This is a genomic window from Psychromicrobium lacuslunae (genome assembly GCF_000950575.1).
Taxonomy (GTDB): Bacteria; Actinomycetota; Actinomycetes; order Actinomycetales; family Micrococcaceae; genus Renibacterium; species Renibacterium lacuslunae.
Genome location: NZ_CP011005.1, coordinates 1,279,051 through 1,294,093, shown reverse-complemented (window position 1 = coordinate 1,294,093; position 15,043 = coordinate 1,279,051). Strand labels below are relative to the sequence as shown.

Sequence of the window (15,043 nt, the reverse complement as noted above, 5' to 3'; positions counted from 1 at the left end):
TAATCTAGAGAAATGACGACGGCAAAAGGCTATTTGGCGGGGCGGGCGAGAGCCATCGCTCGCTTCGCCTCAGCTTTAGCCATGCTGGCAAAAGTGTTGAGCATAGCCGCTCCCGCCGGGGCCACCGTACTTTTCTTCTGGGCACGGGACAACGCTTCGCTGTTCTGGCTGGCGGCGGGTATTCTGGCGCTCAGCTTGCTGGTGCAGTTGAGCAGTTCGTTCTGGGAGCGTCGGGTCGCCGCGCGGCAATTGGTGAGCAGCAATCTGCTGAACACTTATATTTCTCAAATGGCCGCAGCGGTGGCCGAGATGCCAGCGCAATCGGCGGCGGAACGGGTTGGCACCCTCAATGAGCTCGGCCGCTACGCGGTGACCGCCTTGGTGAACGTGTTTCACGATGCCAAAGATGTCAGGGCAATTGCCTATGCGCTCACGCCGCAGAATGACCGGCTGGAAGTCTTTCGTTACGCCGGAGTTCGGCAACCCACCGGTTCCTTTGTCCGCGGTGATGCGGGGCGAGGAGATAAGGCACTTGACTTTCTCCGCAATTCGAACTCCTCATACTTATTCATTCCGGACCTCAAGAAGGAAAAGCCGGAGGACTATGGGGGCAGCGGCCGCGGCTATCGCACCTTTATCTCGGTGCGCATCGACAGCACCAATGAAGTGCACGGCATGCTCACGCTGGACGCCGCCGATGTCGGTGACCTGACCGAGGACGACCGGCATGTGGTTCAGGTGTTTGCGAATATTCTGGCGATTGCCTTTGCCGAGACTATGTACCGGGAAATGCGGACAAGCCTGCGGTCAGCCGATAGAATGATCCTGAAGGAGGAGGGAACATGACGGCTATTTCTTTTGGTAGTGTGAAGCCGCTTCACCCACGTTCGGCGAAGCTTCCCGATCTCTCCGACCCGCAGGTTGTCGCTGAGATTTACGCGCAGGCCGAGGAGTCAGCTAAGGCGTCAATGCGTCGTAAGCGGTTCTGGGGCTTGTTCGCAAGCACCAAACCGGTTCGAGGCTGAGCGGGCGAGCCGCTAGAATTGAAGTTCGGATGGGATAGCCAGACGATCGCGCGCTGCTCTGCGGAGTGGCTCGAGGAACGTCCGGGCTCCACAGAGCAGAGTGGTGGGTAACGCCCACTCGGGGTAACCCGCAGGCTAGTGCCACAGAAAACAGACCGCCTTCTTCGGAAGGTAAGGGTGAAACGGCGGTGTAAGAGACCACCAGCCGCCCAGGTGACTGGGCGGGCTAGGTAAACCCCACTCGGAGCAAGGCCAGACAGGTCACGCTGAGGGCTGCTCGCCCGAGTGACCGGGTAGGCTGCTAGAGGGCATCGGCAACGGTGTCCGTAGATGGATGATCGTCGTCGCGGTGCTGGTAACGGCACCGCTTCACAGAACCCGGCGTATCGGCTATCCCATCCGCTCTTGACCTCTAATTTCGCTTGGAATCACGGGAAAATGCCCCTACATGTAGGGGATCCAGTCCAATTTTGTGACCTGACGACTTCCGCGCATTTCAGCGTATTTTGTCAAAAAAGTAGACTATTCTCATTCCCCCTGATTACCACTGGCGAACCACTTAGTTCCTGCCTCAAAACGACAAGCGTAGAATCTTGGCATGTGTGGGCGGACCGGTCAGAGTGAAGAGTAAGCAGGATATGAAGGATCGGCTAAGGATGCTGGCCGACTCGAAGTATTGGGCTTGGGTAACGAAGTTTTGGGCGGAGTTTGATCAGCGTATCCGGTCGGGAATTTCAATGCTGGACAGATACGGGAGCCCCTAATCATCCGCGAGCAGATCATTGATGGTGAACCGCAGGGGCAGCATTGATATGGCTTGGTGGGGTCCCCAGCCGGTTTGGGCGAAGGAGAAGAAGCAGGCCGTCTGTGCCGTCAGAAATCCGCATCAAAATAACCGCAGGCACTGGTTGGCTGGCGAACTTCATCTTGCAATGCGTCTCGATGTACTCAGCGCGCTGCGCGAAGGGTAGCTCTTCCATCCGGCCAGGCTCTCAAACCGGTCTGACACTTTAGACTTGAAAACGTGGAAATCATCGGCACCGTGCGCAAAGACAACGAAACCCAAGACATCACCGCCGAAGGCGCCGACTACGAAGCCGCCAGAGCCGCACTAGACGCTGCCACCCGAGGGATGGACGCTCATCGTCATCAATGCCGACCCCACCCGCTAAAGACCGCCTGCCGCCTACTGGAGTACTCACACACTTGGTAGGCGGCATGTCTGTGGTTTGATGAGTTGTGATCAACTCTGCATCTGAATTCATCCGCTGGTTAGACGCGCCAGCCTCAGTCGAACGCACAAACTACCTGTACCGTGAGGAAGCGAAGACCTCGGTCTGGTTGCAAATCATCGAGGAATATCCTCGCGCTCATCGAGCAGTCATTCGTAACCGGAACGTGCCACTAGAGGCCCTGGAGAAACTCCGAAATGACGGCGACTACGGAGTGCAATGGTGGGTTCGCAGCACTGGTATTTGGCAGAAGTCGTACCCCGACGATGAAAAGCCGTTTGACTTCAACGAGGACGAACTCGTCAACTATGACCTGACAGCTCTTGAACGGAGACTTCTGTGGGAGGGGTTGATGCAATGGGGTGGGCCAGCTCGGTGCTCCGAAGAACTCGCTGTCGCCATGGGGTTCGAGTCCGTCGCCGATCTATACGAAGAAGGTCGCCGAATCCGCGCGTCACTCCGAGCCCACGAGCCGATGAAGCATGTTGATTGGACCAGAGCGATGATCGCGGCAGAGATCATATTCATCAGCAGCTCTCTTGGTGCCGCGTCTGATTGGGACGGGGTCACTGGCATTAATGATGCGGACACGTTTAAAACGATTCGAGATCTCCAGCAGCATCTCGTCATTTGGCCGCCAATCGGCACATATTCCCCGCCTAAGTGACTGGAGACCGCCTGCATCAAGATCGCTGCCCTTAATGACGAAAAGCCCCTGCGCAAGGCGGGGGGCAGAGCTAAGATTGTTCAGCTCTCGGGTGCCTGCGTCCTCTCTCAACGGCAGCATCTCTGAGAGTTTTCGCAGCTCTGTTCTTTTGGTTCTTGCTTAGGCCACTGAAAGAAATCGATACATGAGCAGCAGGCAGTCCATCTGTGCCACCAACGCAAATATTCGTCAGACCGGTCTTTGCAGATTCGTCGGTAGCTACTGACCATGTGTCAACGGAGTCACCAACATTTGCGGTATGCCAATCAAAAGACACCTTCGCATCGAGGATCCTTTCTCCCTATGCTGTAAGAGTCCCGAGTCTTGGCGACACCTAGCAGCCCACCAATCCACGGCCACTTCCGATCCAATTGCCGGACGAGCCCGAAGTAGGCGGCAGATGTGACAGCAGTCAAGCCCGCAATTAAGGCTGGCTCCACGGTGGTGTCTACCTGGATACCCAGGCTGAGCAGCCAAGCAATAAAAGCTCCGATAATGATCGGCACATAGGTGCGAATAAAGGATGCTGGGGTGGGGTTGGTCCCTTATCGGCTCCGTTCTTGATGTTGCCCGGGCCTTGCCTGGTGGAGATGCCGTCCAGCGTTGCGCAGGTCATCGATTCGTCTGCCCGCTGACGATTGGCGACCGGCTGGACTGCTTGGGTGAGTGCTTTCCGGACGTCGATAGTCCGAGCTGCGAACTGTGCAGTGCAAGCTTTGTAGCTCATCCCCATCCCAGTGATCAGCACTTTCTGTGCAGCTCGCCCCGCGCCCGGATTCACTATTAGCACCAGCCAAGCAGCACCTTGACTTCAGAGTCGCCGGGCAAGTCCCGCCCCCATTTGGCTTAAGCCAAACTTCCAGCGGCAAGCTCTTGAGTTAGGAAAACTTCCAATAACTTCCAATAAAACTTCCAATTACTTCCGTTTGATGTCCGGCCCAGTCTGCCTAGGCTGGACAAAGATCCACTCATCGGTGTTTTGGAAGGACATAGACATGAAGAGAAGAATCTTTGCCGTACTGGCAACTCTGGCATTGCTGGTGGGGGTGAGCGGCGCGATAGCATCGCCAGCGAATGCGGCTTCGTCAAAGTGTGCCAATACGCTAGTGGGAACAAATAATGTCTTGGCTTGCTCAGTATGGAGCAACAATTATGTACAGGGCAGAGTCGATATTTTGGTACCACCCGGTGTCGTTATCGTTCCGGGCAACGTACCGTATGTCTATTACCTCAACGGTGCGCAGTTGGCTAGCGGTCAGGTGCCTTTCCTCTTTGGGAACCCGGGTTCATATGGTCCAACAATTCAGGTTCCGCATGGTTCGTACTTCCAGGCGGTTTTCTACATGGGTAATCAAAAGGTTTATACGCCGACAATCAAGGTACCTTGAGCAAACCTGAGGTGTTGCCCTGTGCAGATCAATGCTGACTTATCGTCCGAGGGATCCTAGCGGATCCCTCGGACGTGCCTCTGCTGCACAGGCGTATCAGTGATTCTTCATTGGTTGTGTCAGTGGCCGAGGAGGGCGCAACGCCGAATGACTTCAGCTTCGTTCGCTCTCTCCGAGCCCAGCAATTTGTTGTGAAGCTGCTCTCGAATTTGAGCAGGACGCTTAGCTAGCGCTTACTCCCGAGACTGAGGAGATCCAGCTGGCCCCATTAGGTACTGAGGTGTAGTAAGAGTCAGCGTTCGGGTCGGTACCACCGCTGCCGCTGGTTGATGCTACGCCAACCACCTTGCCGTTGATCACCAAGGGGCCGCCGGAGTCGCCCTTCCAAGCCTGACCGTCAACGCCGTAGTGACCGATGGCAACGCCACCATAAGCGTCCGTGTCTAGGCCTGCCACCTCGACCTGAGCGGTTTTCAAGTTCGGTGCGGCAGGACCGTTAGTGGTTTCCCGACCCCAGCCGTAGATCCGGCCGAGGGTGCCCTGGCTGGGATTGCTTGCGCCCAGCTTGGCGAAGGTTGTGTTGTACGGGCTGGAGAGCTCAACCAGCGCGAGGTCGCCGCCGCTCCAAGTGACTACTCGCTTGCTGGAAATCAAAGTTCCTTGGCCGAGTGCGCCACTGCCAACGCGAACGCTCACCGTGCCTCCAACACAGTGCTTCGCGGTGAGCACCCAGGTGGAGGAAATCAGTGAGGAAGTGCAGTTGAACTGCCCATTGACGTAGAGCTGCGTGGCATAGGGGACACTGCTGTAATTGGCGACGCTGCCACCAACAATCTCCGGTGCCGGTTGCACGGCCTGGGCTTGGGCTGCACCGACAACGCCGCCGGTAGCGACTAATCCGGCGAGTGCGGCTGCGGAAACGAACTTGGTAAATTTCATCTATCTCTCCTTGTGGGGGGATGACAACCTACGTTGATAAGTGCGCTTTGTGGCACTTATAGCTGGCAAGTTTAGGTGGGCCTTACTCTGGATGGAGCAAATTCCAGCAAGTTCCCAGCCTTTCAGGTGCTGGTTGTCAGCAAGCGAATGTGCGGTATCTATTGGGTATCTATTGGCTTAGGCGATTGCTGCTGGCTGGCTCTGAGGCTTTCATGCAGGACAGCCAGCAGCAATCAAAATCGCGGTTCAGCGAGCTTGGCTAGGCTTAGTGACGGCTGATTTTTGCGTAGAGTTCGGCTGTCAGTTCGTTACTGACTAGCTGAGGGGCAATGGCTCTGCTGCGTTCTGCAATAGCGCCAGAGCTGGCGCCCACCGCTCCTGCTTTGTATCGCAAATGAGACCAATCGTCGTAACCGGCAAGGCTTTGCTGGTTGCCGCCCTCGCCGTTGATATCCACTGATACCGGAGCTGCGTCGATCACCCCATTACCGTTCCAGTCGATGGGCCCGCTGGCGTCGCCGCTAGTTACCACTGTCTTGCCGAGCCCGTTCTTGTAGCTGGTTTTGAAACCGGCACCGGCCGCGCCAAGACCTGCTGATTCATCGAGCGCCGACTCGTTCAAGGTAGCCGCGGCGGTGGAGGAGTAGCTGTAAAGCTTGCCGCCGCCAGAGAGCGGAATGCCATCGATTTGATAGGCGTAATTGAGGATGCTCAGATAGTTCGGCTTGCGGTTGATGTTGTCACCACCACCGTGGCCTAAGCCGAGCGTGTGTCCTAGTTCGTGAACAAAGGTGCCAGCCTTACCATCGTCGGAGATGTTCTTCCAATAGGTCTTGCCGACGGTAACTAGGAACGTATCGCCGGGCTGGTAGCCCTGTCCGCTGCTGGAACCGCTGCCATATTTATCCGCCCACCACATATAACGGAAGATCGGTTTACGAGCCGCAGCAAGATTGCTGCTCTTGGCGTTCGCCACGGTCGAGACACCAGCGACAGTGGTCACATTTGCGATCTCATTCCCGCCACCTAGGTTGTACCGGGCCGCCGGCGCGGCGGAGCCAGCGTCAAGGTGAATATTGATCCCAGTGCTACCGTCGGGGTTTTGCACCGGGGCGTCGGCGAAGATCTGCACGATCTTGTCATACACCGCGACGCTCGGCAGTTCGCCTGGAAGGTAGTCGGTCTCTACGAAGATGTCCTTTTTCCGTGGATCTGCCCCCAATGCAGGCAGATCCACATCAATCACACCGTCCCCGTCGGAGTCATATCCATCGGTTTCCCAAAGATCGGGCAAGCCATCCCCATCAGTATCGGTGACCGCCTCGGCGCCGGGCGCCTTATTGGGGCTTTGGGCAAGGGCAACTGCTGGGGCCGTCGTTAGGGCGACTGCCAGGGTCGCGGCAACTATCAGTTTGCTCTGCAGTTTCACGAAAATTCCCTCCAATTCATTAACCGATTTAGTGTTGCGAATGCTGTGCAACTCCTTTGGTTCTTTCATGGAAACCTGGGAAACTGCTGGATGCTACAGTAATCTCGCAACTGTTTGTCACATTTTTAGTTGGCCGAAATTTTGTTTGCTAAATCGCTTAAGTTTTTCCAGATTGCAATAGCAATAAGCTAACGTGTCCACTGATAAGCCGCTATACGGCCCGATCTGTGGCAGAGCGAAGGCCGGTTTTCCACCATAATTGGCGGAAAACCGGCCTGTTCGCTAATTACAGGGGGCCCGGCAGCCGAATTGCTGGCCGAGGCTAGTCCTTCTTGAACTTGTCGGTAAGGTTTCCGGCCGCGTCCTTCAGCTTATCGCCGAGATCTTGGGCGGTGTCCTTGATTTTTTCCCCGACATCCTTCAAACCGGCCTCGCCCTGATCTGCCACGCCTTCGGCTCGCAGATCTTGATTATCGGTGGCCTCACCAATTTTCTCCTTGGCCTGGCCAGTCAGGTCCTGCGCTTTGTTCTCTGCCTTGTCGAAAAGACCCATGATCTTCTTCCTTCCAGTGCTTGAACAACGAGTTAGTCACTCGCCCTACTGTTGTGCAGGTGCTTTCCACGTTATCGATCTAGCCTGAACGTGCGCTGTGAAAGCGCGACGCTGAGACATTTGTCTTATCACACCCGGTTTGTCCACATAGCTCCCTGATGTTGAGTACAGGGCTGCAATCGGCACTCTCTCTTCCTTACCCTGAAACCGTGAATCGAAACTCACCCCAGTGGCGGTGCAAGCGGCAATACGAGCGGCAATACAAGTGGCAATACAAGGGCGTTCGACGGTTTTCGGTGAGGAAGATTGTCGCTGGGGTGGTCTTCTTATTCCTACTGGGAGCGGGGCTTGGCTGCTGGCAAACCAGCCAAGAGCTGCCGAACTGGCTGGCAGCGGAAAAGGCTCCTGTCGAGCTATCGCCGTTCTCCGAGGCAGGACCGGGTCCGGTTTTTAGTGTTCGCAGCACCGCGGCTTTAGCTCTGCTACAGAGACTTCCGGTGCGTGAGAGGGCCAGTAAGTCCGGATACCGACGTGAGGAATTTGGTGAAGCCTGGACCGATCTGGATCACAATAGCTGCGACACCCGCAATGACATTTTGCGTAGAGACTTACAAGATGTTGAAGTAACACCTCACGCGGCTTGCCTGGTGGCCGCCGGGCGACTGTCCGATCCTTATACCGGGCAACAGCTCACCTTCCGAAGGGGCCCGAGCAGCTCGAGCTCGGTCCAGATTGATCATGTGGTGGCGCTCAGCGATGCTTGGCAAAAAGGTGCTCAGCAGCTCAGCCCGGCGCAGCGCCTGGCCTTCGCCAACGACCCGCTGAACCTGATGGCGGTAGATGGTCCTAGTAATCAGGAGAAAAGCGACGCCGACGCAGCCGGTTGGCTACCGAAAAATGTTGCCTTCCGCTGCGAGTACGTGGCCCGGCAGATCTCGGTCAAGGCCGCCTATCGCCTTTGGCTGGATGCAGCGGAGAAAGCGGCGATGCTTTCAGTGCTCAGAAGTTGCCCTGTGCAAAGCACTTTCGCCTCCGGCTTCTCCTGAGATTGTGAGTTAGCTGAAGATGTCAGTAAATCCGCGTGAGGGACTGGTAAGCAACACAAAACAGGTCCATCCTGAAAATATGAATGAGATGCTCAACCCGGTAGAACTAGCGCAACAAAACCTCAAGGAGGCCGAGCGCCAGCTTCATAAGGCACAGGCAGACTACGCGAGTGGCGAGCTAACCGAGGCGCGCCTCCAACAACTGGAAAAACTGCATGCTGCTTGTTCGGATGATTTGCAGCGGGTGATCCGGGAAAACTGAAGGCTCCGCTAGAGCGATAGGTAGCCTTTGCCTACCTGCCAGGCTCCGCCGTGCTCGATCCGGCCAGCCACTACCTGCTGCAGGATGGTGTCGCGCGGTAAATCGCTGACCTGAGAGAAATCTCGGCGGCGAAAGGTGAAATAGACAGCATCGCTAGGGGTATCCACTAACTCGCCATAATGGCTGAAGAGTGCCGCAAAGCGGACAATATTTGACTCCGCCGGCAAATTCGCGGACAGATAGGGGTCCAGCAGCCAGGAAATACAGTTGGCAAGCCTTACCGGCTGCGCAGGAAAATACCTCGCGAAGAAGTCCTTTGCCTTCGCAAGGGAGTCTTGAACGGCAGAGGGGCTTAGTGGGCTGCCTTGGATCTCCGGGATGTGAATGCCGAGAATGTGTTCTCCCGATTGCAATCCGGGGAGTGCGGCCGGCCCTGGATGGATCTGGAACTGCAACCGGCCTAACTGATAAAGCGTTCCGGTGGCGTGCTCGGTCAGCCAGCGCCAGGTCTGCAAGCCGAAGCGCCCATTAGTGACCCGCGAAATTGCGATATGGCGGCCAATATCGGCAATGGTGGCTTGCACCACCTGATCGGGGATGCCCTGCTGCTGATACCAGGCAAGTTGTTCCGGCAGAAAGCGCAGCAAGGCGTTCATCCACACCAGCTCCTCCTGATCACCTGAGGGTGGTGGCTCGCCAATGCTGCCGAGCCTATCTCGCAAGATCTGCAGAGCTTGGAAAACCGGCGCGGTCGGTTCCTGAGCTAGTAGTTCGCTGACCTCCCGCTGATCCGCAGGACGAATCTCGGCAAGTTTCAGGAGCGACTGAATATCCATCGCTCAGTGTCCGAAAGGATCTGGATCGACACCCGGCATCCAGCTCAGTCCCGGCACGCCCCAGCCGTGTTCCTTGGCGACTCGTCGGGCTTTCCGTTTATACCTGTCGACCAGTTTGTCGACATACAGTTTGCCGTCAAGGTGGTCGTACTCATGTTGCATGCAACGCGCGAACCAACCGGTTGCCTCAAATTCAATTTTCTCGCCGAAACCGTCATAGCCGCTGATTCGTACCCACTCCGCCCGCTTGAGCGGAAAATGATAGCCAGGTACTGACAAGCAGCCTTCGGCCTCGTCATCAGGATCAGGCGAATTGCCCGAAACTTTCCCGGTCACCAATGAAGGGTTAACCAAGACGCCTTGGGGGGCGACGCCGTCCTCATTGTCCATTGCGTAAACAAAGACCCTCAAGCCGATGCCAATTTGCGGTGCGGCCAAACCAGCACCATTGGCGGCGGTATTAGTCTCATGCATATCAGCAATGAGGGTGCGCAACTCATCGTTGAAGTCGGTAACTTCAGCGGCCCGACGATGCAGCACTGGATTGCCTTGGATCACTACCGGATGGATGGTCATTAGCGCTCTCCAGTGAGATCGCGGCCAATGACTTCGTGCATGATCTCATTAGTACCGCCAAAGATGGTCAGTAGCCGTGCAGCTAGGAAGGCTTGTGCCACCGGGTATTCCAAAATGTAACCGTAACCGCCATGCAGTTGAAGACAGCGGTCGGTGACAGCCTTGACCCGTTCGCTCGCCCAAAGTTTCACTTTTGCCGCTGAGACAGCGTCCAACTCACCCTGATTGAAGGCATTAATGGCCTGATCTACATAACTTTCGGTGGCTTCCACCTCAGTTTGTAAATCGGCGAGTACGAAGCGAGTGTTTTGAAAATCTGCGACTCGCTCGCCAAAGGCGGTGCGTTCCTTGGTGTAGAGAACGGTGGCATCGACGATGGAGCGGGCGACGGCCGAGCCGGCTACCGCGATCGCCAGCCGTCCCTGTGGGAGCTGATGGGCCACATATTCAAGGCCGCGCCCCAGCTCACCGACCAAATCGCCGCCGGGAACCCTGACATTTTCAAAGAAGAGTTCGGCCGTGTCAGAGGCTTTGAGCCCCATTTTGTCCAGTTGCTTGCCGGTGTTGTAGCCCTCGCCTTTGCGGACCATGAACAGCGAAAATGAGTCCGCCTGGCCGCGGCCGCTACTGCCGTCCGTGCGGGCCAGTACGAGCGCGGCATCGCCTGAAATACCATTGCCAATGAAAGTCTTCTGACCGCTAATCAGCCAGTCATCACCGTCACGCACCGCCCGAGTGCGAATGCTGCGTAGATCAGAGCCCGCGCCGGGCTCTGTCATGGCGATTGAACTGACGATCTCTCCGGAAGCCATGCCAGGCAACCAACGCTGCTTGAGTTCATCGGAGCCATAGGCGAGTAGGTGCGGCAGCACCATATCATCGTGCAAGTGAAAGGCTAAGCTGACCGAAAAATGGTTGGCTCGGGCGAACTCTTCGTCAAGAACGGCGCGGAAACGGTAGTCCGTCATGCCCATTCCGCCGAACTCCTCAGGAATCGCTAGACCGAGCAGGCCCTGCTCACCGGCGCTGGTCCATAGTCCGCGGTCCATCAGTCGGGCGGCGTCCCATTGTGCATAGTGCGGGGCGATCTCGCGCTGATTGAATTCTCGGGCAACTTCGCGGAATAACTCGTGATCTTCCTCGAAAAGCGAGCGCTTCATCTCCAGGGCCTCTCAAATAGGTCAGCAGGGTTTATTCAGCACGAAGGCCGCACCGGTAAACCGATGCGGCCTTCGCTTGAGAATGCTTTTGCACTCCTTGGGGTGAGATACGGGACTTGAACCCGCGACCCTCTGAACCACAATCAGATGCTCTACCAACTGAGCTAATCCCACCAGGTGCGTTCCCGCAGCGACAATTAGTCTACAGCTTTCGAGGCGGTGCTCATAACCGAGGCTGAAATCTGTTGTGATGTCGCGGTATCCGGGCCGGGCGCGGGTACAAAAACTGCCTCTCGGTAGTAGCGCAGTTCGTTGATCGAGTCGACGATATCGCCCAGCGCGCGGTGTCCGCCGAGTTTGGCCGGCGACTGGAAGTAAGCGCGAGGGTACCAGCGTCGTGCCAGTTCCTTAATTGTTGAAACGTCAATGATTCGATAGTGCAAATGTTCGATCACCCGAGGCATATCTCGGGCCAGGAAGCCCCGGTCGGTGCCTACAGTATTACCACCGAGCTGCGCTTTACCCGGATCCGGAACGTGCTCGGTGATGTAGGCGAGCACCTTGTCCTCGGCCTCTTTCATGCTGCTACCGTGAGGGAGCTCATCTAGCAACTTCGAGGTGGTGTGCATCTGCCTGACGAAATCGTTCATCTGCGCTAACGCGGCGTCGTCAGGTTTGATCACCACGTCGACGCCATCACCAAGAATATTGAGCTCAGAATCGGTTACCAGCACGGCAACTTCAATGAGCGCATCAGCTGCCAAGTCGAGCCCGGTCATTTCACAGTCGATCCAGACAATGCGATCAGCAGATATAGAGGAATTAGCCACCCGTCTAATGTACCGTGCGGTTTGACGCCGCGCTTTCGACGGACTGGTCTAAAATGGTCTGAGCTTTACTGCTTTCCTGTACTTCTTTGTGTTTTCCTGGTTTTCCGGCACTGTCGGCGAGCTGGGAGCACACCGCCAGATCGGATACCTGATATGACAACGCCTGAGTCAGCAACTGGAGCAGGCGCGCGCCAGAAGACCGAAGCGGTGTCAGCGGGAGGTAGTGAGACAGCGCTGCCAAATGACTATTGGAAGCCACTGACCGCTGGGCTGATTGGCTCACTATTGATGATGTTTGGCTCGGTTGGCATTGGCTGGCTGGCGCAGTCCTCGGCTCTGGTAAGGAATCCTTTTTTCATTTGGATGCGCGCCGAGCCGGTCGGCATCGCCATCTCGGTCGCCTGTATTGCGGTGGGCGGTATGGTATTGGTGCGGGCTTGGCTCAGGCTGGGCCAACGGTTCAAAAGCTGGCCTCCGGAGTCAGGACCAGTGGTTAAGAAGGCGATCATCTTCTGGTCCCTACCTTTGATGCTGACCATCCCACTGTTCAGCCGTGATGTTTACGCCTATATCGGCCAAGGGCGGCTGATGCAGGCCAATCTTGATCCCTATGTCAATGGGATTTCTGCGATCTCGAACTGGTACCAGCTGGGAGCGGATAAATTATGGGCCGAGGCTCCCACTCCTTACGGGCCGGTTTTCCTCTGGATTGAGCAGTTCGTGGTCTCGATTAGTGGCGGGATCCCCGAAGTATCAGTCTTCCTTTTCCGTTTGTGTTCAGCTGTCGGTGTAGTGCTTTGCATGATCTATGTACCCCGGCTCGCGGTGCTGCACGGCGTTAACCCGCATCGGGCGCTCTGGCTGAGCGTTGCCAATCCGCTGCTCCTGGTGAACTTCCTAGCTGCAGTGCACAACGATGCACTGATGATCGGCCTGGCCATTGCCGGGCTCTATTATTCAGCGACGAAGCGAAATGTGCTCGGGATCGTGCTGATCACGGTCTCGATAGCGATTAAGCCGATCACCATCATCCTGCTGCCCTTCGTGGGGTTGCTGTGGGCTGGTAAGAAGGCGAACTGGCCGCGGAAGTTTATCTACTGGGGGCTCACCGCGGCGCTCTCGCTCGGCATTCTGGCCGTACTCGGTTGGATTAACGGCTTCTGGTTTGGCTGGATTAATGGTCTCTCCGCGCCGGGTAGCGTCTGGATTTGGTACGCCCCGGTGGGTGCCATCGGCTGGGTGATCGCAAGCCTGACCAACACCTTCGGCTGGGACGGTTGGGCGCTGGCCCGGCAATTCTGGCTGGCTGCCAAGGTGGTCGCCGTCGGCATTGTGGTGTGGTTGATGTTCCGGGGGAGTTACGAGCGCATCATGCGCCGTGCCGCGCTCGCGTTAGGCGCCGTGGTGCTACTGTCCTCGATGATTCAAAGTTGGTATGTGGTCTGGTTGATTCCGTTGTTTGCGATCACCGGCATCCGTAATGACTGGCAGGTCAAGACGCTTTATTTCGTGCTGTCCTTCTTCATGATCTACGCCATCTCGGATCAGCTGAACGTCTACCCCTACCTGCAGCAGGGGGAGTCCTGGATCAATTTGGATAGCGCGCGATTTGCGGCCGCGCTTATTGCTCTAGGCTTCGCCATCTATGTGGTGTTCATTGACCGAAAGACCCGAGAGCTGTTCTTGAGCAGCAGCCGCTCTGGCCGCGAGATTATCTAGTCGCCACGAGTCGTAGCCGATTGTTCAGGGCCTGACGGACCGAATGTTTCGCTCGGCTTGGTTGCTCAGCCCTGTTTTCTTCAAGACAGCTGGCTCAGTTCTTTCCGGCCGGCTCTAGCCAACAGAATGACCTGACGGATCGCCCAGCCTAGCAGTACCAGCAGGGCGATATTACGCAGCGTGAGGACGACGGCGATAACCGGATTGAGCTCGTAGAGCTGCACATAGAAGATCGGGTATACCAAGGTTGTCAGCGCCGCGATAGCGAGCATGAGATACCCCGGGAATCGCCAGCCACGACGATTAATGAAAAGGCCTACCGCCACGATCGCGACCAGCCAGAGCTGGAATTGCGGTGAACCAACTTTGTTGAACACGATGAATGACGCGACCAGGGCGAGGGATCCGGCTGCGATCAGTTGGGACACCTCAGCGCCGCGACGCAGAGCCCAGAGTAGGAGCAGCAGAATCACCAGGGCAGCCAGGGCTAGCAGCGGATTCATCACCGCGCCGATGGCCTCGCTCATACCGCCGCGTACCTCTCGGGTATTGATGATCACATCTTCAAAAACGTAAGTATCACCGAGATGGAGGATTGCCTGCCAGAGGCCGGGGGTGGTGAACGGCGCTTCCAATTGCATGCCGCGCCCGCCCTGGGCATTGAGGAAGCCAAGTAGGTATTGCAGACCGCCGCCCGTCGCCACTATTGCCACCACTACGGCAGTCACCGCAACGCCAGAGAGGATTACTTTGAGCCGGTGCTTGCTGGCTACCACGACGGCGAAAAGAACCGCGGCTGGCCAGACTTTGATCCAGGTGGCCAGGCTGAGTAAAGCTGAGGCGAGATATGGTCGCGCTCCGACGATGAGTAAGGCTGTGATCACCATCGGCGCGGTCAAACCGTCGATCCGTCCGACCGCGACGGCGCCGAGTATCGCGGTTGCGCCAAGCCACCAGTAAGCTGCAAAGTATCCGTTGCTGCTGCCAGATTTAGTCAAGGTTCGAACCGCCATGAAGTTCAGCGCGGCGAAGAGCAGGAACCAGGCTAGCTGGTAGAGGTAGTGACCGAAGACAGCGCTCAGCACGATGGGGAGCAGTGCACCAACCGGGTAGACCCAAGCCTGACTGATGCCTTGCCAAACGCCGTTCTGGATACCTTCAAACGCCCAGGCCCGGTAATAGCCGATATCGCTCAAAACTTGGCCGCTGACGATGAGCGGTGAGAGTAGGGCAAGGATCAGCAGGTGCAGGACGCCGAAGCTGAGCCAAAGCGCCCGTGGTTGGTGAAATTTATGCTGCAAGGTCTCAGACAAGCGCCGGTCCTACTACTGGGAGTGAATGC

17 protein-coding genes, 1 tRNA gene and 1 other RNA gene are annotated in these 15,043 nt (G+C 56.8%); 9 read left to right on the top strand and 10 right to left on the bottom strand.

Translation table 11 applies throughout. The features are described 5' to 3' along the window. The first annotated feature begins 12 nt into the window (after nucleotides 1-12). The 3 genes from UM93_RS06045 (at nucleotide 13) to rnpB (ending at nucleotide 1,427) form a co-directional block, all read left to right on the top strand. Entirely contained in the window at nucleotides 13-846 is an 834-nt protein-coding gene (locus UM93_RS06045; protein WP_045074358.1) for a GAF domain-containing protein, read from the top strand. After that, entirely contained in the window at nucleotides 843-1,025 is a 183-nt protein-coding gene (locus tag UM93_RS06040; RefSeq protein ID WP_045074356.1) for a hypothetical protein, read from the top strand. Before UM93_RS06045 ends, UM93_RS06040 begins: the two co-directional genes overlap by 4 nt. A gap of 30 nt (nucleotides 1,026-1,055) precedes the next feature. Further along, an RNA gene (rnpB, locus tag UM93_RS17365) (RNase P RNA component class A) lies at nucleotides 1,056-1,427 on the top strand. A 377-nt stretch (nucleotides 1,428-1,804) separates the two neighbouring features. Here the strand turns inward: rnpB and UM93_RS17920 are convergent. After that, the gene (locus UM93_RS17920) at nucleotides 1,805-2,005 is read right to left on the bottom strand and encodes a hypothetical protein (RefSeq protein ID WP_157874111.1); all 201 of its coding nucleotides are present in this window, start codon (nucleotides 2,003-2,005) and stop codon (nucleotides 1,805-1,807) included. A gap of 44 nt (nucleotides 2,006-2,049) precedes the next feature. On the opposite strand from UM93_RS17920, the gene UM93_RS06030 reads away from it, so the two are divergent. The 3 genes from UM93_RS06030 (at nucleotide 2,050) to UM93_RS17675 (ending at nucleotide 4,351) form a co-directional block, all read left to right on the top strand. After that, nucleotides 2,050-2,238: a hypothetical protein gene (locus UM93_RS06030; RefSeq protein ID WP_045074353.1), complete on the top strand. Its 189-nt coding sequence runs from the start codon at nucleotides 2,050-2,052 to the stop codon at nucleotides 2,236-2,238. 26 nt (nucleotides 2,239-2,264) lie between these two features. Beyond that, nucleotides 2,265-2,924, top strand: a complete 660-nt coding sequence (locus tag UM93_RS17070; RefSeq protein WP_052663654.1) for a hypothetical protein — start codon at nucleotides 2,265-2,267, stop codon at nucleotides 2,922-2,924. Nucleotides 2,925-3,958: 1,034 nt separating this feature from the next. Then, a complete protein-coding gene (locus UM93_RS17675) occupies nucleotides 3,959-4,351 on the top strand; it encodes a hypothetical protein (RefSeq protein WP_157874110.1) in 393 nt (130 codons plus the stop codon). Between the two features lie 222 nt (nucleotides 4,352-4,573). Here UM93_RS17675 and UM93_RS06010 read toward each other — a convergent pair whose 3' ends face one another. The 3 genes from UM93_RS06010 to UM93_RS06000 form a co-directional block, all read right to left on the bottom strand. Further along, complete coding sequence (locus UM93_RS06010; protein ID WP_045074347.1) at nucleotides 4,574-5,290, bottom strand: S1 family peptidase; 717 nt, start codon at nucleotides 5,288-5,290, stop codon at nucleotides 4,574-4,576. A 265-nt stretch (nucleotides 5,291-5,555) separates the two neighbouring features. Beyond that, nucleotides 5,556-6,788, bottom strand: coding sequence for a hypothetical protein (locus UM93_RS06005; protein WP_052663653.1), 1,233 nt, complete (start codon nucleotides 6,786-6,788; stop codon nucleotides 5,556-5,558). A 253-nt stretch (nucleotides 6,789-7,041) separates the two neighbouring features. Further along, nucleotides 7,042-7,272: a CsbD family protein gene (locus tag UM93_RS06000; RefSeq protein WP_045074345.1), complete on the bottom strand. Its 231-nt coding sequence runs from the start codon at nucleotides 7,270-7,272 to the stop codon at nucleotides 7,042-7,044. Between the two features lie 209 nt (nucleotides 7,273-7,481). On the opposite strand from UM93_RS06000, the gene UM93_RS05995 reads away from it, so the two are divergent. Next, nucleotides 7,482-8,318: an HNH endonuclease family protein gene (locus UM93_RS05995; RefSeq protein ID WP_234399390.1), complete on the top strand. Its 837-nt coding sequence runs from the start codon at nucleotides 7,482-7,484 to the stop codon at nucleotides 8,316-8,318. Nucleotides 8,319-8,397: 79 nt separating this feature from the next. Next, nucleotides 8,398-8,580 (top strand): hypothetical protein, encoded by a 183-nt coding sequence (locus UM93_RS05990; protein WP_045074341.1) that lies wholly within the window; start codon nucleotides 8,398-8,400, stop codon nucleotides 8,578-8,580. A gap of 8 nt (nucleotides 8,581-8,588) precedes the next feature. Here the strand turns inward: UM93_RS05990 and UM93_RS05985 are convergent, their stop codons facing one another. The 5 genes from UM93_RS05985 to orn form a co-directional block, all read right to left on the bottom strand. Next, complete coding sequence (locus UM93_RS05985; protein ID WP_045074340.1) at nucleotides 8,589-9,416, bottom strand: acyltransferase domain-containing protein; 828 nt, start codon at nucleotides 9,414-9,416, stop codon at nucleotides 8,589-8,591. A 3-nt stretch (nucleotides 9,417-9,419) separates the two neighbouring features. Next, on the bottom strand, nucleotides 9,420-9,992 hold the full coding sequence (def, locus tag UM93_RS05980; RefSeq protein ID WP_045074338.1) for a peptide deformylase: 573 nt from the start codon (nucleotides 9,990-9,992) through the stop codon (nucleotides 9,420-9,422). After that, entirely contained in the window at nucleotides 9,992-11,152 is a 1,161-nt protein-coding gene (locus UM93_RS05975) for an acyl-CoA dehydrogenase family protein (protein ID WP_045074336.1), read from the bottom strand. The genes def and UM93_RS05975 overlap by 1 nt, the downstream gene beginning before the upstream one ends. A 98-nt stretch (nucleotides 11,153-11,250) precedes the next feature. After that, nucleotides 11,251-11,326: transfer RNA gene (locus UM93_RS05970), tRNA-His, on the bottom strand. A 23-nt stretch (nucleotides 11,327-11,349) separates the two neighbouring features. Further along, nucleotides 11,350-11,982, bottom strand: coding sequence for an oligoribonuclease (gene orn, locus UM93_RS05965; protein WP_267884338.1), 633 nt, complete (start codon nucleotides 11,980-11,982; stop codon nucleotides 11,350-11,352). Between the two features lie 153 nt (nucleotides 11,983-12,135). On the opposite strand from orn, the gene mptB reads away from it, so the two are divergent. Next, nucleotides 12,136-13,701, top strand: coding sequence for a polyprenol phosphomannose-dependent alpha 1,6 mannosyltransferase MptB (gene mptB / locus UM93_RS05960; protein WP_045074333.1), 1,566 nt, complete (start codon nucleotides 12,136-12,138; stop codon nucleotides 13,699-13,701). A gap of 80 nt (nucleotides 13,702-13,781) precedes the next feature. Here mptB and UM93_RS05955 read toward each other — a convergent pair whose 3' ends face one another. Next, nucleotides 13,782-15,014 (bottom strand): glycosyltransferase 87 family protein, encoded by a 1,233-nt coding sequence (locus UM93_RS05955; protein ID WP_045074331.1) that lies wholly within the window; start codon nucleotides 15,012-15,014, stop codon nucleotides 13,782-13,784. Nucleotides 15,015-15,043: the final 29 nt, after the last annotated feature.